The following is a 16,496-nucleotide window of genomic DNA, read 5'->3' as shown; positions in this document are numbered from 1 at the left end:
TCGCATGCGACACGCACCCACCAAAGCGGTCCACCCGCATGCGAACCACCACGCGCTGTGATGTCCTGTGACGGTCGGCGACCGCCCGCGCGCCCGCGTCCTCCCACGGCCCGGCCGCGCCGCACCCGCCGGCCCTCCCACGACATCCCCTCGCTAGGAGTCCCATGTCCCTGTCCCCACCGCGGCCACGGCACCGGTCGCGGGCCGGCCGCCGGCTGTCCGCCGTCGCCACCGCCGTCGTCTGCGCGCTGACCACCGGCACCGTCCTGGCCGCCGCCGCGCCCGCCGTCGCCCTCGTGCCCGGCCACGGCGCCGACGACACCGCCCCGCACGTCACCTCCCCCCGGGTGCAGGCCGAGATCCGGGACGACGAGGTCGCCGCGCTCGGCCAGGAGCACGCCGAGGAGCACGCCCGCATGCGCGCCGCCATCCGCGGCATCGGCGACTACCCGCAGACGACCCGGACCAACCGGCTGAAGGCGCTGACGGACTCCCAGACCACCACCAACGCCGGCTTCGACCCGACCGTCTTCGGCGCGTTCAACGAGTACTTCCCCTCGCCCGACTTCGGCGACCACATCGCGCTGCTGCCGACCGGCAAGGTGCTGCTGTTCTCCTTCGAACGCATCGAGACCAACCCGGAGAAGGAGCCCGCCCCGACCCAGACCACCGGCAAGGAGAACGCCGGCCGGGCCTTCCTCTGGGACCCCGCCAAGGGCAGCGGCCCCGACGCGTTCAAGAAGGTCACCCCACCGGTCGTCGACATGCCCGACGGCCTGAACGAGCCCCGCCCCGCGCCGTTCTTCTGCTCCGGCCACTCGTTCCTGCCCAACGGCATGCTCGGCGTCTTCGGCGGCAACCTCGGCGGCAACGGCGGCACCGGTGCCAAGCTGTCGCTGGTCTTCGACCCGTGGACCGAGACCTGGACGCGCAACCCCGACATGTCGGTCGGCCGCTGGTACCCGTCCGTGGTGACCGGCGCCGACGGCCGGCAGCTGATCATGTCCGGCCAGTCCGAGCTCGGCTGGGGCACCCCGACCCCGGTGGTGGAGCGGTTCCCCGCCAAGGGCTACCCGGTGCCCACGCTCAAGAGCGAGATCCCGAAGAACACCCCGGTGGACCGATTCAAGGCGGACGCCCCGTTCTCCCTGGACTACCCGCACCTGTTCTCGCTGAACGACGGCAACATCTACGGCTTCGGCCGCCAGGCCAACGAGCAGTGGAAGTTCGACCCGGTCGCCGAGTCCCGCAGCGACCTGGCCGCCCGCCCGGACGGCCGCAAGCGCAACTACGGCTCGGCCGTCATGCTGCCCGGCGGCGTCTACGGCCCGGACTCCGCGCTGGTCCTCGGCGGCGACCGGGACAACCCGAGCACCCTGCGCTTCTCCAACGGCAGCTGGACCGCCGAGAAGTCCCGTGCCTTCGGCCGCACCCAGGACGACACCATCCTGCTTCCCGACGGCAAGCTGATGACCGTCAACGGCGCGTACGACATCCGCGACTACGGCAACGGCCCCTACAACCCGAACGCCGACCTCAAGTACCGCCAGATCGAGCTGCGCGACGCCCAGGGCAACTGGAAGCTCGGCCCGGTCCAGCGGCTGCCGCGCGGCTACCACTCCAACGCCGTGGTCCTGCCGGACGGGCGCGTCATGGTGACCGGCGACGAGCTCCAGCAGCTCGCCAACAACCCGGACATCGACGGCACGGTGAGCGGCGTGCCCGGCACGACCGGCCCGATCAACATGAACGGCACCATCGAGATCTACGAACCGGCCTACCTGCACCAGGGCAACCGCCCCTCGCTCGACCGGGCCCCGACCACCCCGGTCGGCTTCGACAAGAAGTTCCTGGTCACCACCTCGACCCCGGAGCGGGCCGCCAAGGCCGTCCTGCTGGCACCGACCACCTCCACCCACTCGGTCAACACCAGCCAGCGCCACGTCGAACTGCGGATCAGCAGCCGGGCCGGCAACCGCCTGGAGTTGCAGGCCCCGCCGGACGCCAAGGCCGCGCCGCCCGGCTGGTACATGCTCTTCCTGCTCAACGACCAGGGCGTGCCCAGCGTCGCGCAGTGGGTGCAGCTCAGCTCCTCGGCCTGATCCCCCAGCCCTTCCCCACCCGGAGAAAACCCATGGCAACAGACCTGAGACTGCGCGAGAGCGACGAGATCCAGGGCGACATCATCGCCGGCTTCAAGAAGGACAACGTCAGCCTGCTCTTCCTGAAGTTCGAGGACCCGAACCAGGCCCGCGACTGGATGCGGCAGCTGGCCCCCCAGATCGCCACCACCCGCCAGGTCGCCGCGTTCAACGAGGCGTTCAGCGAGGCCCGCAAGTCCTCGGGCGGCGACGATCCCAAGGGGCTGAAGGCCACCTGGTTCGGCGTCAGCCTCACCTACGAGGGCATGCGCGTGCTCTCCGCCACCGACCCGTTCGAGAAGGCCCCGCCGACCGGCAGCGGCCTGGAGGCGTTCAAGGAGGGCTCGGCCAAGCGGGCCGGCGCGCTCGGCGACACCGGGGACAACTCCCCGGAGAACTGGCTGTTCGGCAACGGCAGGAACCAGCCGGTGCACGCCGTGCTGACGATCGCCTCGGACACCGAGCAGGACCTCGTGGCCGCCGTCACCGCCCAGCGCGAGGCGGCCGCCGCGGCCAAGATCGTCACCATCTTCCAGCAGAACGCGAAGACCCTGCTCGGCAGCCGCCGCGGCAAGGAGCACTTCGGCTTCAAGGACGGCATCAGCGAGCCCGGTGTCCGCTTCTTCGACCGGCCGAACCCGGACAACCCGGAGGAGGTGGACGGCCACCCCGGCACCCGGATCATCCCGGCCGGCGAGTTCGTCGTCGGCGAGGAGCCGGCCCCCGGCAGCTTCACCGACTACCCCGACTGGGCGCGCAACGGCTCCTTCCAGGTCGTGCGCCGCCTGGCCCAGGACGTCCCCGGCTGGTGGGCCCAGGTCTCCGTCAAGCTGAAGGAGCTCAAGCGGGCCAAGGCCGTCCCGGACACCGCCACCGACGAGTGGCTGGCCGCCCGGCTGGTCGGCCGCTGGCGCTCCGGCGCCCCGGTCTGCAAGCACCAGGACCGGGACGTCCCGAACGACCCGAAGGCCTCGTCCGACAACGACTTCGACTTCCGGGACGACCTGGAGGGCCTGGTCACCCCACTCTGGTCGCACCTGCGCAAGTCCAGCCCGCGCGCCGGGCTGCAGGCGCCCAACCCGAGCGTGCCGCCGCTCGACGCCAAGGACCTCGACGGCCGGCGGATCATGCGCCGCGGCGCACCGTACGGGCAGCCGTTCGACCCGGCCTCGGAGGGCCCGGGCGGGCCCGACGACCCGCGCGGCCTGCTCTTCGTCTGCTACCAGGCCAACATCCAGGCGCAGTTCGAGTTCATCCAGGCCGACTGGATCGACCAGCCGGACTTCCCGCCCGGCCGCAACCCGCAGCCCGGCAAGGACCCGGTCATCACCGAGGCCGACAACGTCGACTTCGAGAGCCGCGGCCCGGACGGCGCGATCAAGCACACCCCGCTCAGCTTCCAGCAGTTCGTCCAGACCCAGGGCTCGGTGTACGCGTTCGCGCCGTCCATCAGCACCCTCAAGGCGCTCGCCGACGGCCGGCTCACCGGCCGGTCGCAGGGTCAGCAGGGCGGCCAGACCAAGCCGCAGACCGGCAAGGCGTACCCGGCCGACGAGTTCCTCACCGTCCCGGACCAGTGGCGCACGGGCGGGCAGACCCAGTTCTGGGCCTGCCACGGCGACCAGTACCGGAAGATCTCGGTCGCCGACGGCTCCTCGCACACCGACCGCACGGTCAAGGGCGACAGCAGGCTGAGCGCCCTGCCCTGCTTCCAGGGCGTCGGCCGGATCGACTGCGTGCTGCCCATGCCCGACCTGCAGAACCCGGGCGGCAAGAGCTGGTCCTGGGTGTTCCACTCGACCGGCGGCAAGCAGCAGTACCGGTCCATCTCGATCACCTGCGGCGGCAACCACAGGGGCACGCTGGAGCGGCCGGACCGCGACCTCACCGCCTGGAACTCGCTGAACGGCGTCGAGCGGGTGGACTGCTTCCTCCCGGTGCCCGACCAGCAGCGGGTCGGCGGCAAGAGCTGGTACTGGGTGTTCCACACCAGCGGCGGCCGCCAGCGCTACCGGCTGATCTCGGTGGCCGACGGCGCGGCCCACGCCGACGCGTGCGAGCGCACGGACCGCGAGCTCTCCCAGTGGAGCTCGCTGAACGGCATCAGCAGGGTCGACTGCTTCCTCCCGGTGCCCGACCGCCAGCGGGTCGGCGGAAAGAGCGAGTACTGGGTGTTCCACGGCGAGGACTACCGCAAGATCTCGGTGGCCGACGGCAGCGGCCACCAGGACCGCGTGGTCAACGACGACCGCTCGTGCAGCGGGTGGGACTCACTGCTCTGACGGCCCGTCCGACAGGGCGCCCCGGTGCGCGCGTACCGCCGCGCCCTGTCGGACCCTTGCCCTACGCTGCCGCCATGGTGACCTTCGACGAGTTCCGCGCGATGGCGCTCGCCCTGCCCGAGGCCGAACAGCAGCCCACCTGGGAGATCGAGACCCTGCGGGTCCGTACGAAGATCTTCGCGATGGGCTCGCCGGACGGCGGGACCATCAGCGTCAAGGCCTCCCGGGAGGACCAGGCCGAGCTGCTGGCGGCCGAGCCCGAGGTGTTCTCCTACCCCAAGTACGTCGGGCGGCACGGCTGGGTCGGCGTCCGGCTCGACCTGGTCGACCCGGAGGAGCTGCGGGACCTGCTGACCGAGGCCTGGCGGCTGGCCGCGCCGAAGCGGATGGTCAGGGAGTTCGACGCCGGCACCGCGGGGTGACGCCCCGTGACGCCGGCCGGATACCTCCGGTTCATGTGATCCATCCCACAGTTTACGGCGGCCCGGCTTTCCGCCCGGCGCCCTAGGCTTGCCCAGGAAGTTGGCAGTCGAAGTTGGCAGGCGTACCACCTCCGGGCCCCGCCCGCGGAACGGTCACGGGCCCCTAGGAGTTGACGCGATGCGCCGTCGGCGGTGGAAGCGTGTAATGATCGGCGCCTTCGCGGGGTGCGCCGTCCTCGCCGATGCCGGCGCCGCCGCGGCCCAGGCCGCCGCCTCCACCGAGCAGCTCGCGATTTCCACACCCCCGGCCGGCAGCACCGCCTGGGTCCAGGACCACTCCTTCGGCCGCACCCTGCCCAGCCCGGCCACCACCACGCCGGCCGCCGCCGCCGAGTTCTTCGACTCGCTGGCACCCACCGAGCTGGACCGGCTGATCCGGGACTACCCGCTGGTGGTCGGCAACTTCGACGGCGCCCCGGTCGACCTGCGCTACCGCGCCAACCGGATCGCGCTCACCGCCGAACGCGACCGCGCCCGGGCCCGCGCCGCCGACCGGAACCTCGACTCCGACCTGCGGGCGCTCGCCGTCTCCCGGGCCAACGACGTCGACCACCTGCTCGCCCCCGGGCGGCAGGTCCTCGCCTTCGACCCGCGCGGCCGCGGCCTGGTCACCGAGGTCTGGGGCGACCTCGCCGACGCCGACCGGATCTCCGTCGTCGTCCCCGGCTCGGACGCCGACCTCGGCCACTTCGACCAGGCCGTCGAACCGCTGCGCTCCCCCGCCGGGATGGCCCGCGCCCTGTACGCGGAGCAGCGGCGGCAGTCGCCCGCCACCCGCACCGCGGTGATCGCCTGGACCGGCTACGTCACGCCCTCCGGCCTCGGCCCGGACGCCGTCACCTCCCGGCTCGCCGACGTCGGCGCGCCCCGGCTGGAGCGGCTGCTCGCCGGGCTGAAGGAGACCACCCGCCCGGACACGCCGCCGTCCCTGCTCTGCCACTCCTACGGTTCGGTGGTCTGCGGCAACGCCGCCCCCGAGATCCCGCGGGCGGCGGCGTCCCCGTCGGACACCTCCGGCGTCACCGACCTCATGGTGTTCGGCAGCCCCGGAATGGGCGTGCAGAGCACCACCGAGCTCGGCACCGGCGTCCACGTCTGGGCCACCCGCAACGGCAGCGACTGGATCGGCAACGTGCCCTACCTGGAGGTCGGCGGGCTCGGCCACGGCGCCGACCCGACCTCGGCCGACTTCGGCGCCGAGCAGATCTCCTCGGCGCGCTCCTCCGGCCACAACGGCTACTTCGCCGAGGGCACCGACAGCCTGCACAACTTCGCGGCCATCTCGCTCGGCCACTACCAGGACGTCGTCCGCCCGGCCCCGGACGCCTGACACCTGACGGACGGGCGCCCGACGACGGACGCCTGACGACGGGCGCCCGGGCCCGGCCCGCCGGAGCCGGGCTAGTCCCGGTAGAGCCGGGCCGCCTCGGCGGCCGCGCGGGCCAGCTCCCGGCGGGCCGCCTGCGGCGAGAGCACCTCGGCGTCCCCGCCGAAGGAGAGCAGCGCGCGGACGGACGGCAGTGACTGGAACCCCATCGCCAGCTCGACCCACTCCTCGGGGGCCCCGCCGCCCGCGTCGGCCGGCGGGGGTGCGGCGAGCCGGGAGCCGTGGATCCGGACGAACATGTCCAACCGCCCGCGCCGCACCCGGACCTTCACCGCCAGCTCCTTCGGCAGCCGCTCCACCTGCTCGCGAAGCACCGTCCAGGCCTCGGCGAGCCCCACCCCCGGACGGCGGCGCACCGGCTCCTCGGCGGTCTCGGCGGCGAGCACCCGCTCGGCCCGGAACAGCCGGGGCTCGCCGTGCAGATCGGCCACCAGGTACCAGACCGACGCCTTGAAGACCAGGCCGTACGGGTCGACGGTGTACTCGACCGGGTCCGGCGTGCCGCTGTGCCGGTAGCGCAGCCGCAGCCGGCGGTCGGCGAAGACGGCGTGCTGGAGCTCGCCGAGGTCCGTCCCGGCGGCGGCGGAGCCGGGCTGGAGCCAGCGGGCCGGGTCGACCAGGACGCGCTCGCTGATCCGCTCGGCCGCCGGGCGGTGCGGGGCGGGCAGCGCGGCCATCACCTTGCGCAGCGCCGAGCCGAGCGCGCCGTCCAGCCCGAGGTCGCTGTGCACGCACTGGGCGGAGAGCACGAACAGGGCGCGCGCCTCGTCCGAGGTCAGCCCGCTGACGTCGGTCCGGTAGCCGGGCAGCAGCGCTATCCCGCCGTGCCGGCCGCGTTCGGTGTAGACCGGGACGCCGGACGCGGAGAGCGCCTCCACATCGCGGTAGATGGTGCGGACCGACACCTCCAGGCGGTCGGCCAGTTCGGTGGCGGACACCCGGCCGCGGGTCTGGAGCAGCAGCAGTATCGAGAGCAGGCGGTCGGCCTTCATGCCGGAAGGATCCCAGAAACCCTGACGGCGGTTGTCAGGTTTTACCGGGAGATTGCCTCCGACGGACAAACACCTTCCGCACCAATGGAGCTGACCCCGCATGGACACCACCCAGGACCCCCGCCAGCCGTACCTGCTCGCGCTCGGCCAGCTGGAGAAGCTGATCGGCGAGGTGACGCCGGAGACGCTGGGGCGGCCCACCCCGTGTACCGAGTACGACCTGCGGCAGCTGCTCGGCCACGTGGTCGGCGGCATGCACCGGCTCGCCTACATCGGCGAGGGGGGCCGGGCCGAGGACGTCCCCGCGGCCACCGGTGATCTGGCCGACGACGCCTGGCCGGCCGCGTTCGACCGGGCCCGCGCCCGGGTGACCGCCGCCTGGGCCGACGACGCCAAGCTGGACCGCCCCGCCTTCGCCCCCTGGGGCGAGGTGCCCGGCCGGGCCGCCGTCGGCGGCTACGTGATGGAGGCGGTCACCCACTCCTGGGACATCGCGCGGACCCTGGGCAGCGGCCACGCCCTGGACGAGCAGCTGGCCGAGGGCGCCCTGGCCGCCGCCACGGCCATGCTGCCGGCCGAGAACCGCGGCGGCCCGGTCCCGTTCGGCCCGGTCCGGCCCGCCCCGGCGGACGCCGACGCGACCACCCGGCTGGCGGCCTGGCTGGGCCGCGAGGTCTGAGACCGCCCACGCCCGCCGGGAGCCCGCTTCCCGTGCTCCCGGTGGGCGTCCGTCACTCCCGGCCGACCGAGGTGAAGGACATGTCCGGGTAGCGGTCGCCGGTCACCCGGCCGGCGACCGGCTCCAGCGCGGCCAGCTCGTCGGCGCCGAGCCGCAGGGTCGCGGCGGCGGTGTTCTCGGCGAGCCGGGTGCGCTTGCGGGTGCCGGGGATCGGGATCACCGTCAGCCCGTGCACCTCGGCGCGCTGGTGGACCCAGGCGAGCGCCACCTGGGCCAGGGTGACCCCGCGGGCCTCGGCGATGGAGCGGAGCGGGTCGAGCAGCGTGGCGTTGGCCGCGGCGTTGGCACCCGTGAACCGGGGCTGGGTGCGCCGCACATCGTCCGCGGCCAGCTCCTCGGCCGCGCCGAACGAGCCGGTCAGGAAGCCGCGCCCGAGCGGCGAGTACGGCACGAAGGCGACGCCCAGCTCGGCCGCGGCCGGCACCGCCGAGCGCTCGACGTCCCGCGCGAAGACCGACCACTCGGACTGCAGGGCGGCGATCGGGTGCACGGCGTGCGCCTCGCGCAGCTCGGCCCCGGTCACCTCGGAGAGCCCGAGGTGGCGCACCTTGCCGGCCTTCACCAGTTCGGCCATGGCACCCACCGACTCGGCGAGCGGCACGGCCGGGTCCCGGCGGTGCATGTAGTAGAGGTCGATCACGTCCACGCCGAGGCGGCGCAGCGAGGCGTCCACGGCGGCGTGGACGTACGCCGGGTCGTTGCGGATGCCGCGGTACGACGGGTCGTCCGCCCTGCGCTCGACGGCGAACTTGGTGGCGACGACCACGCGGTCGCGGTTGGCGCGGACGAAGGGGCCGATCAGCTCCTCGTTGCGGCCGGCCCCGTAGATGTCGGCGGTGTCGAAGAGGGTGACACCGGCGTCCAGGGCGGCGTCCAGGGTGGCGAGCGCCTCGGCGGTGTCGGTCGGACCGTAGAACTCGCTCATGCCCATGCAGCCGAGGCCCTGGACGCCGACGGCCGGACCGTCGCTGCCGAGCGGGGCGGTGGGGAGAGTGGGGAGGCTCATGCGCTCTTCTTCCTCTGCGGTCGGTCCGCCGGCTCGCCGCGGTCGGCGATCTTGCCGGCGTAGAGATCGATCTTGTAGTCGAGGACGGCGAGGGTCGCGTGCAGGTCGGCGATCTGCTGCCGGACCACCTCGCGGTGCGCGACCAGCAGGTCGCGCCGGTCCTCGGAGGTCCGCTCACCCTGACGGGCCAGCTCCACGTAGCGGAGCATGTCGGCCACGGTCATGCTGGTCAGCCGCAGCCGGCCCAGGAAGGCCAGCCGGTGCAGGTCGGCGTCGCAGTAGCGGCGCTGGCCGGAGGCGGAGCGGTCGACCGGGTCGAGCAGGCCGATCCGCTCGTACCAGCGCAGCGTGTGGGCGCTCAGTCCGCTGGCCGCCGCGACCTCGCTGATGCTGTGCCGGGGAGTGCGGTCCGGCTCTCCGAGCGGCGTGTTGAACACGTCGGAACAGGTGCGCATGTCGACCTGGATCGGCGAGAGAAGTGCCATGACCGGAAACCCCCAGTGGTGAGCGGTGGTGACGACGACGCTAGTGAGTTGGAGTGCACTCGAAGCAAGCCTGCCATCCGGGTGCTCCCCCGGTGACCGCTTGCGCCGTCCCGTTAGAGTCGGGCGCATGGAGAGCTTGCGGATGATCGAGACCTGGCCCGTGCCCCACGCCGCGGCGGCGGTGGTGCGGGGTTCGGACGGCGCGGTGCTGGGCGGGCACGGCCCGCAGGACCACCTGTTCCCGCTGGCGTCGGTGACCAAGCTGCTCACCTCGTACGCCGTGCTGGTCGCGGTCGAGGAGGGCGTCTTCGAGCTGGACGACCCGGCCGGGCCTGCCGGGTCCACCGTCCGCCACCTGCTGGCGCACACCTCGGGCCTGGGCTTCGACGAGCACCGGGTGATGGCGGAGCCGGGCAACCGCCGGCTCTACTCCAACGCCGGCTTCGACGTGCTGGCGCGGACCCTCCAGGAGGCCTCGGGCATCGAGTTCGGCCGGTACGCCGCCGAGGCCGTGTTCGAGCCGCTCGGGATGGGCTCGACGCTGATCAACACCGCGCACAGGTCCCCCGCCGGTGCGGGCGGCCTCTCCACGGTGGCCGACCTCGCACTGTTCGCGGCCGAGCTCCAGTCGCCCAAGCTGCTCGACCCGTCCACCGTGCGCGCGGCCACCCGCGAGGTCGCCTTCCCGGGCACCGGCGGCGTGCTCCCGGGCTTCGGTCACCGCCGGCCGAACGACTGGGGCCTCGGCTTCGAGATCCGCGACGGCAAGGCGCCGCACTGGACGGGGACCACCAACTCCCCCACCACCTTCGGGCACTTCGGCCAGTCCGGCACCTTCCTCTGGGTGGACCCGGAGGCCGGCGTGGCCTGCATCGCGCTCACCGACCAGGACTTCGGGCCGTGGGCCGCCGAGGTCTGGCCGGTGCTCAGCGACGCGGTGCTGGCCGAACAGCGCGGCTGACCCGCGACACCCCCGCGCGTACGTCAGCCGTACGAGACCGGCGAGTGCATCTCCCAGAGGAGCAGCTCGGCGCCGGTCTCGCCGGCGGTCGGATCGGCGAAGGCCCCGCCGGTGATCCGGACGCTGTCGCCGGGCGCCATCGAGCGCCCGCCGCCCTGCGGCCCGGGCACCGTGCGGTAGCCGAGCGAACCGGCCGTCAGGTGCGCGTAGCGCCAGGCGGCGGCCGGGAGTTCGGGCAGCGGCCGCCAGGGGCCGGCGGTGACCAGCCAGAGCGCGGCGTCGCTGCGGCGCAGCCGCAGGGCGCCGGCGCCGGCGTCCCGGTCCAGCCCGGAGGCGAGCAGCGTCAACCCGCCGTCCGCCGGTTCCACCCGGCGCAGCCCGTACGCCGGGTCCGCGTCGAACACGTCCGGCTGGAGCCACATCTGCACGAAGCGCACCGGCCCCTGCGCGCCGCCGACGTTGCGCTCGGTGTGGGTGACGCCGGAGCCCGCGCTCAGGTGCTGCAGCATGCCCGGGCGCACGACGCCGCCGTGGCCATGGGAGTCCCGGTGGGCCAGCGCGCCCTCCAGCACCCAGGTGAGGATCTCGGTGTCCCGGTGCCGGTGTTCGTCGAACCCGGCGCCGGGGGCGAGCAGCTCCTCGTTGCACGCGAGCAGCGCTCCGAAGTGCGTGTTCGTCGGGTCGTAGTGGCCGGAGAAGGAGAACGCGTGCCTGGTCTCGACGCCCTCGGCCGGGGTGGAGAGGTAGCGCTCGGCGGTGCGGCGCAGGTCGGCGCGGGGGCGGGCGGGGGCGTCGGTCACGGGTCCACCGTAGTGGGTGTGACGGCCGCCACCGTGCCGCTCCGCCGGGGGCTGTGCACGAGCAGTCACTCCGGTGAGGCAGTCTTGTCCTTGTGCCAGCCGCTTCAGCGAACTCCAAGAGCGATCCCACCACCGGGCCCGGCCAGAACGGAAAGGGTCCGGCCCCGGGGGCCGGCCGCGACCGGCCGGGCCGCGCGGCGCCGCGCCTGACCGCGCAGGAGCGCAGACTCGCCGCCGAGCGGGCCGAGCGCCGGGCCGCGACGCTCAAGCGGCTGGAGAAGTCCTCCGGGAAACTGGCCACCGCCGCGATCGCGCGGATGGACGACCAGCTCGGCTGGTACCGGCGGATGCCGCCGGAGCACCGCTCCTGGATCGGTCTGGTCGCCCAGGCCGGCATCGCCGCCTTCACCGAGTGGTACCGCCATCCGGACGCCCCGCAGGCGATCTCCACCGACGTCTTCGGCACCGCGCCGCGCGAGCTGACCAGGGCGATCACCCTGCGCCAGACCGTCGAGCTGATCCGCACCACGATCGAGGTGATGGAGGAGGCCATCGAGGAGGTCGCCGCCCCCGGCGACGAGGCGGACATGCGCGAGTCCGTGCTGGTCTACGCCCGCGAGATCGCCTTCGCCACCGCCCAGGTGTACGCCCAGGCGGCCGAGGCGCGCGGCGCCTGGGACGCCCGGCTGGAGGCGCTGGTCGTCAACTCGCTGCTCTCCGGCGACGCCGACGAGGGCGTGCTCTCCCGGGCCGCCGCGCTCGGCTGGGGCCAGCCGAGCCAGGTCCGGGTGGTGATGGGCAGCGCCCCGGACGGCGACAGCGAACTGGTGGTCGAGGCGATCCGCCGGGCCGCCCGGCACGCCAAGCTGCACGTGCTGACCGGGGTGCTGGGCAAGCGCCTGGTGGTGGTGGTCGGTGGCGACAAGGAGCCGGTGCACGCGGCCCGGGCGCTGATCGGCCAGTTCGCCCCCGGCCCGGTGGTGGTCGGCCCGACCGTGCCCGACCTGCTGTCGGCGACCCGCTCGGCGCACGCCGCCGCGGCCGGCCTGCGGGCCTGCGCGGCGTGGCCGGACGCGCCCCGCCCGGTGCTCGCCGACGACCTGCTGCCGGAGCGGGCGCTCGCCGGTGACCAGGCGGCCCGTCGTCAGCTGGTGGAGGAGATCTACACACCGCTGGACGAAGCCGGCTCGGCGCTGCTGGAAACCCTGAGTGTCTACCTCGAACAGGCCTCCTCGTTGGAGGGAGCGGCCCGGATGCTCTTCGTTCACCCCAACACGGTGCGCTACCGGCTCCGACGTGTGACGGACGTCACGGGCTACGCTCCCTCCGACGTACGTTCGGCGTTCACACTGCGCATCGCACTGGCGCTGGGACGACTCACGGCGGCCGGGGAGCCCAGTTGAACCCGATGTAGGGAACTTACAATCCCGGATGCTTTTCTTCGTTACCGTCGCCTACCCGCCCGCGGGCGTCCGGCGAGAGAGGGTTGAACCGTGCTCGTAATCGTCGCCCCTGGACAGGGTGCCCAGACCCCCGGTTTCCTCAGCCCCTGGCTGGAGCTCGACGGTGTCGCCGACCGGCTTCGCGGCTGGTCGGAGGTCGCCGGGCTCGACCTGGTGCACGCCGGTACCCAGGCGTCCGCCGAGGAGATCAAGGACACCGCCGTCGCCCAGCCGCTGCTGGTCGCCGCCGGTCTGGTGACCGCCCGAGAGCTGTTCCCCGACGAGGACCGCGCCCGTGCGCTGGTCGGCGCCGTGGCCGGCCACAGCGTCGGCGAGATCACCGCCGCCGCCGGCGCCGGTGTCCTCTCCGCCCACGACGCGCTGACGTTCGTCCGCGAGCGCAGCCTGGCGATGGCCGAGGCCGCCGCGGCCACCGAGACCGGCATGATCGCCGTCCTCGGCGGCGAGCCGGAGGCCGTCTCCGCCAAGCTCGCCGAGCACGGCCTGACCGCCGCCAACAACAACGGCGGCGGCCAGATCGTCGCGGCCGGCACGCTGGCGCAGCTGGAGGCCCTGCAGGCCGACCCGCCGGCCGGCTCCCGGCTGATCGCGCTCAAGGTCGCCGGCGCGTTCCACACCTCGCACATGGCGCCCGGCGTCGAGCGGCTGGCCAAGCTGGCCCCGACCCTGCCGGTCTCCGACCCGAAGGTCGCCTACGTCTCGAACCAGGACGGCCAGGTCGTGGCGTCCGGTACCGAGGTGCTGGACCGGCTGGTGTCGCAGGTCTCCAACCCGGTCCGCTGGGACCTCTGCATGGAGACCCTGCGCGAGCTGGGCGCGACCGCCGTCATCGAGCTCGCCCCGGCGGGCACCCTCACCGGGCTGGTCAAGCGCAACCTCAAGGGCGTGGCGACGCTTGCCCTCAAGACGCCCGCCGACCTGGACAAGGCCCGTGAGCTCGTCGCGGAGCACGGCGGTCAGGAGCAGCAGGCATGAGCAGAGCCCGGATCAGGCCGGTCACCGGCGCTCAGTACTCACGCATCCTCGGGGTCGGCGGCTACCGCCCGGTGCGGGTGATCCCCAACTCCGAGGTGCTGACCTGGATCGACTCCTCGGACGAGTGGATCCGCACCCGTAGCGGGATCGCCGAGCGCCGCTGGGCCGGCCCGGAGGAGACCGTCGCCGAGATGTCGGTGCAGGCCGCCGGCAAGGCGATCGCGCAGGCCGGGATCGACCCCGACCGGATCGGCGCCGTGATCGTCGCGACCGTCTCGCACCTCAAGCAGACCCCCGCGATCGCCACCGAGATCGCCGAGCGGCTGGGCTGCGGCACCGCGCCCGCCTTCGACATCTCGGCCGCCTGCGCCGGCTTCGGCTACGGTCTGGGCCTGGCCGACGGCATGGTCCGCGGCGGCAGCGCCGACTACGTGCTGGTGATCGGCGTCGAGCGGCTCAGCGACCTGACCGACCAGTCGGACCGCTCGACCGCGTTCATCTTCGGCGACGGCGCCGGCGCCGCGATCATCGGCCCGTCCGACACGCCCGGCATCGGCAAGGTCGTCTGGGGCTCGGACGGCTCGCACAAGGACGTCATCTCGCAGACCCAGGCCTGGGACACCGCCTTCGCCAAGGAGGACGCCGTCAACGGCGCCGGCGAAGAGGTCAAGTGGCCGGCCCTGCGGATGGAGGGCCAGACGGTCTTCCGCTGGGCGGTGTGGGAGATGGCCAAGGTGGCCCAGCAGGCGCTGGACGCCGCCGGGGTCACCGCCGACCAGCTGGGCGCGTTCATCCCGCACCAGGCCAACATGCGCATCACCGATGCCATGATCAAGGCCCTCAAGCTGCCCGAGTCGGTTCCGGTCGCCCGCGACATCACCGAGACCGGCAACACCTCCGCCGCCTCCATCCCGCTGGCGATGGAGCGCATGTTGGAGAGCGGTGAGGCACGCAGCGGCGACCTCGCGCTGATCATCGGGTTCGGGGCGGGTCTGGTCTACGCCGCGGCAGTCGTTACGCTCCCCTAGGCGCGTTTCGCCCCACCCCCCAAGAAAGCCTGCGTCCGTCCGCCGGGCGGCCGCATTCACCACTGAAGAGGAGCAGCCAGTATGGCTACCAAGGACGAGGTTCTGGAAGGTCTCGCCGAGATCGTCAACGAGATCGCCGGTATCCCGGCCGAGGACGTCGAGTTCGACAAGTCCTTCACCGACGACCTGGACGTCGACTCGCTCTCCATGGTCGAGGTCGTCGTGGCCGCCGAGGAGCGCTTCGACGTGAAGATCCCGGACGACGAGGTCAAGAACCTGAAGACCGTCGGCGACGCGGTGGACTACATCCTCGCCAACGCCTGAGCGTTCGACCCGATCGACGCCTGACGTCGGCCGGCTCCCCGAGCCGGCCGACCTTCCGGCCGGACGCCCCTGCGGGCGCCCGGCCGGGTCCCACCCCCGGCCCGCCGCCGAACCCCCGCAACGTGAGAGAAGAAGATCCAGTGACCGCTGAAAACCGTACCGTGGTAGTCACGGGTATCGGCGCCTTCACGCCGCTGGGCGGCGACGCCGCCACGACCTGGGAGAACCTGGTCGCCGGGCACTCCGGCGTGGCCGCCCTCACCGAGGAGTGGGCCGCCGAGCTGCCCGTCCGGATCGCCGCGCGCACCGCGGTCGACCCGGGCGAGATCCTCCCCCGCCCGCTGGCCCGCCGACTGGACCGCTCGGCGCAGTTCGCGCTGATCGCGGCCCGCGAGGCCTGGGCCGACGCCGGCTACGAGACCCCGGCCACCGACGAGTCGTCCAAGCTCGCCCCCGAGCGCCTGGGCGCCGTGATCGCCTCCGGCATCGGCGGCGTGACCACCCTCCTCGACCAGTACGACGTGCTGAAGGAGAAGGGCGTCCGCAAGGTCTCCCCGCACACCGTCCCGATGCTGATGCCCAACTCCCCGGCGGCCAACGTCGGCCTGGAGGTCGGCGCCCGCGCGGGTGTGCACACCCCCGTCTCCGCCTGTGCCTCCGGCGCCGAGGCGATCGGCTACGCGATCGAGATGATCCGTACCGGCCGCGCCGACGTCGTGGTGGCCGGCGGCACCGAGGCCGCGATCCACCCGCTGCCGATCGCCGCGTTCGCCAACATGATGGCGATGTCCAAGAACAACGACGAGCCGCAGCGCGCCTCCCGCCCGTACGACAAGGGCCGCGACGGCTTCGTGCTCGGCGAGGGCGCGGGCGTGGTCGTGCTGGAGTCGGTCGAGCACGCCGAGGCGCGCGGCGCCCGGATCTACTGCGAGGCCGTGGGCCAGGGCCTGTCCTCGGACGCCCACCACATCGCCCAGCCCGAGCCGACCGGCGCCGGTGTGGCCCGTGCGCTGGCCGACCTGTTCGAGCGCAACGAGCTGGACAAGGCCGAGATCGTGCACGTCAACGCGCACGCCACGTCGACCCCGCAGGGTGACACGGCCGAGCTGAAGGCGCTGCGCAAGGAGCTCGGCGAGCACCTGGACCACATCGCCGTCTCGGCCACCAAGTCGATGACCGGCCACCTGCTGGGCGGCGCCGGCGGCATCGAGACCGTCGCCACCGTGCTGGCCCTGTACAAGCGGACCGCCCCGCCGACCATCAACGTCGAGGAGCTGGACGACGACGTGGACGCGGACATCGTCCGGGACGTGGCCCGTCCGCTGCCCGAGGGCCGGATCGCGGCGCTGAACAACTCGTTCGGCTTCGGCGGCCACAACGTGGTGCTGGCCTTCCGCACCGTCTGAACCGCCAGGACCGCCTGATCGCACA

Annotated in this window: 15 protein-coding genes; 11 read left to right on the top strand and 4 right to left on the bottom strand. The window is 73.3% G+C overall.

Translation table 11 applies throughout. The annotated features are described in order from the left end of the window. Positions 1 to 164 precede the first annotated feature (164 nt). The 4 genes from J5Y04_RS19735 (at position 165) to J5Y04_RS19720 (ending at position 6,235) form a co-directional block, all read left to right on the top strand. A complete protein-coding gene (locus J5Y04_RS19735; RefSeq protein ID WP_209413394.1) occupies positions 165 to 2,102 on the top strand; it encodes a galactose oxidase early set domain-containing protein in 1,938 nt (645 codons plus the stop codon). 32 nt (positions 2,103 to 2,134) lie between these two features. Continuing rightward, a complete protein-coding gene (locus tag J5Y04_RS19730; protein ID WP_245205068.1) occupies positions 2,135 to 4,423 on the top strand; it encodes a Dyp-type peroxidase in 2,289 nt (762 codons plus the stop codon). A 74-nt stretch (positions 4,424 to 4,497) separates the two neighbouring features. Then, entirely contained in the window at positions 4,498 to 4,845 is a 348-nt protein-coding gene (locus J5Y04_RS19725) for an MmcQ/YjbR family DNA-binding protein (RefSeq protein WP_209413393.1), read from the top strand. 205 nt (positions 4,846 to 5,050) lie between these two features. Beyond that, positions 5,051 to 6,235, top strand: a complete 1,185-nt coding sequence (locus tag J5Y04_RS19720; protein WP_277347274.1) for an alpha/beta hydrolase — start codon at positions 5,051 to 5,053, stop codon at positions 6,233 to 6,235. Positions 6,236 to 6,306: 71 nt separating this feature from the next. Here the strand turns inward: J5Y04_RS19720 and J5Y04_RS19715 are convergent, their stop codons facing one another. Beyond that, positions 6,307 to 7,284: a YafY family protein gene (locus tag J5Y04_RS19715; RefSeq protein ID WP_209413392.1), complete on the bottom strand. Its 978-nt coding sequence runs from the start codon at positions 7,282 to 7,284 to the stop codon at positions 6,307 to 6,309. Between the two features lie 100 nt (positions 7,285 to 7,384). On the opposite strand from J5Y04_RS19715, the gene J5Y04_RS19710 reads away from it, so the two are divergent. Beyond that, positions 7,385 to 7,963, top strand: a complete 579-nt coding sequence (locus J5Y04_RS19710) for a TIGR03086 family metal-binding protein (RefSeq protein WP_209413391.1) — start codon at positions 7,385 to 7,387, stop codon at positions 7,961 to 7,963. A gap of 52 nt (positions 7,964 to 8,015) precedes the next feature. On the opposite strand, the gene J5Y04_RS19705 is transcribed toward J5Y04_RS19710, so the two are convergent. Both J5Y04_RS19705 and J5Y04_RS19700 read right to left on the bottom strand, forming a co-directional pair. After that, entirely contained in the window at positions 8,016 to 9,029 is a 1,014-nt protein-coding gene (locus J5Y04_RS19705) for an aldo/keto reductase (protein ID WP_209413390.1), read from the bottom strand. Next, complete coding sequence (locus J5Y04_RS19700; RefSeq protein WP_374106056.1) at positions 9,026 to 9,514, bottom strand: MerR family transcriptional regulator; 489 nt, start codon at positions 9,512 to 9,514, stop codon at positions 9,026 to 9,028. Before J5Y04_RS19700 ends, J5Y04_RS19705 begins: the two co-directional genes overlap by 4 nt. 127 nt (positions 9,515 to 9,641) lie before the next feature. Between J5Y04_RS19700 and J5Y04_RS19695 the strand changes: the two genes are divergently transcribed. After that, a complete protein-coding gene (locus J5Y04_RS19695) occupies positions 9,642 to 10,475 on the top strand; it encodes a serine hydrolase (RefSeq protein WP_209413389.1) in 834 nt (277 codons plus the stop codon). 23 nt (positions 10,476 to 10,498) lie between these two features. On the opposite strand, the gene J5Y04_RS19690 is transcribed toward J5Y04_RS19695, so the two are convergent. Further along, the gene (locus J5Y04_RS19690) at positions 10,499 to 11,275 is read right to left on the bottom strand and encodes a pirin family protein (protein ID WP_209413388.1); all 777 of its coding nucleotides are present in this window, start codon (positions 11,273 to 11,275) and stop codon (positions 10,499 to 10,501) included. Positions 11,276 to 11,481: 206 nt separating this feature from the next. On the opposite strand from J5Y04_RS19690, the gene J5Y04_RS19685 reads away from it, so the two are divergent. From J5Y04_RS19685 to fabF, 5 genes are all read left to right on the top strand, one after another. Further along, positions 11,482 to 12,678 (top strand): CdaR family transcriptional regulator, encoded by a 1,197-nt coding sequence (locus J5Y04_RS19685; RefSeq protein ID WP_148645928.1) that lies wholly within the window; start codon positions 11,482 to 11,484, stop codon positions 12,676 to 12,678. A 90-nt stretch (positions 12,679 to 12,768) separates the two neighbouring features. After that, complete coding sequence (locus J5Y04_RS19680; RefSeq protein WP_209413387.1) at positions 12,769 to 13,713, top strand: ACP S-malonyltransferase; 945 nt, start codon at positions 12,769 to 12,771, stop codon at positions 13,711 to 13,713. Beyond that, complete coding sequence (locus J5Y04_RS19675; protein ID WP_209413386.1) at positions 13,710 to 14,741, top strand: beta-ketoacyl-ACP synthase III; 1,032 nt, start codon at positions 13,710 to 13,712, stop codon at positions 14,739 to 14,741. Before J5Y04_RS19680 ends, J5Y04_RS19675 begins: the two co-directional genes overlap by 4 nt. 81 nt (positions 14,742 to 14,822) lie before the next feature. Continuing rightward, positions 14,823 to 15,065, top strand: a complete 243-nt coding sequence (locus tag J5Y04_RS19670; RefSeq protein WP_148645266.1) for an acyl carrier protein — start codon at positions 14,823 to 14,825, stop codon at positions 15,063 to 15,065. A gap of 140 nt (positions 15,066 to 15,205) precedes the next feature. Then, positions 15,206 to 16,471 (top strand): beta-ketoacyl-ACP synthase II, encoded by a 1,266-nt coding sequence (gene fabF / locus J5Y04_RS19665; protein WP_209413385.1) that lies wholly within the window; start codon positions 15,206 to 15,208, stop codon positions 16,469 to 16,471. The last annotated feature ends 25 nt before the right edge of the window (positions 16,472 to 16,496 follow it).

It is taken from the genome of Kitasatospora sp. RG8 (genome assembly GCF_017813315.1).
In the GTDB taxonomy this organism is placed as follows: domain Bacteria; phylum Actinomycetota; class Actinomycetes; order Streptomycetales; family Streptomycetaceae; genus Kitasatospora.
The sequence above is the reverse complement of the archived record's forward strand: the minus strand, read 5'-3'. Positions and strand labels throughout refer to the sequence as shown.

Coding starts and splice junctions, on each gene's coding strand:
- J5Y04_RS19735 (WP_209413394.1), top strand. CDS start 165: ATGTCCCTGTCCCCACCGCGGCCACGGCACCGGTCGCGGGCCGGCCGC.
- J5Y04_RS19730 (WP_245205068.1), top strand. CDS start 2,135: ATGGCAACAGACCTGAGACTGCGCGAGAGCGACGAGATCCAGGGCGAC.
- J5Y04_RS19725 (WP_209413393.1), top strand. CDS start 4,498: ATGGTGACCTTCGACGAGTTCCGCGCGATGGCGCTCGCCCTGCCCGAG.
- J5Y04_RS19720 (WP_277347274.1), top strand. CDS start 5,051: ATGATCGGCGCCTTCGCGGGGTGCGCCGTCCTCGCCGATGCCGGCGCC.
- J5Y04_RS19715 (WP_209413392.1), bottom strand. CDS start 7,284: ATGAAGGCCGACCGCCTGCTCTCGATACTGCTGCTGCTCCAGACCCGC.
- J5Y04_RS19710 (WP_209413391.1), top strand. CDS start 7,385: ATGGACACCACCCAGGACCCCCGCCAGCCGTACCTGCTCGCGCTCGGC.
- J5Y04_RS19705 (WP_209413390.1), bottom strand. CDS start 9,029: ATGAGCCTCCCCACTCTCCCCACCGCCCCGCTCGGCAGCGACGGTCCG.
- J5Y04_RS19700 (WP_374106056.1), bottom strand. CDS start 9,514: ATGGCACTTCTCTCGCCGATCCAGGTCGACATGCGCACCTGTTCCGAC.
- J5Y04_RS19695 (WP_209413389.1), top strand. CDS start 9,642: ATGGAGAGCTTGCGGATGATCGAGACCTGGCCCGTGCCCCACGCCGCG.
- J5Y04_RS19675 (WP_209413386.1), top strand. CDS start 13,710: ATGAGCAGAGCCCGGATCAGGCCGGTCACCGGCGCTCAGTACTCACGC.
- J5Y04_RS19670 (WP_148645266.1), top strand. CDS start 14,823: ATGGCTACCAAGGACGAGGTTCTGGAAGGTCTCGCCGAGATCGTCAAC.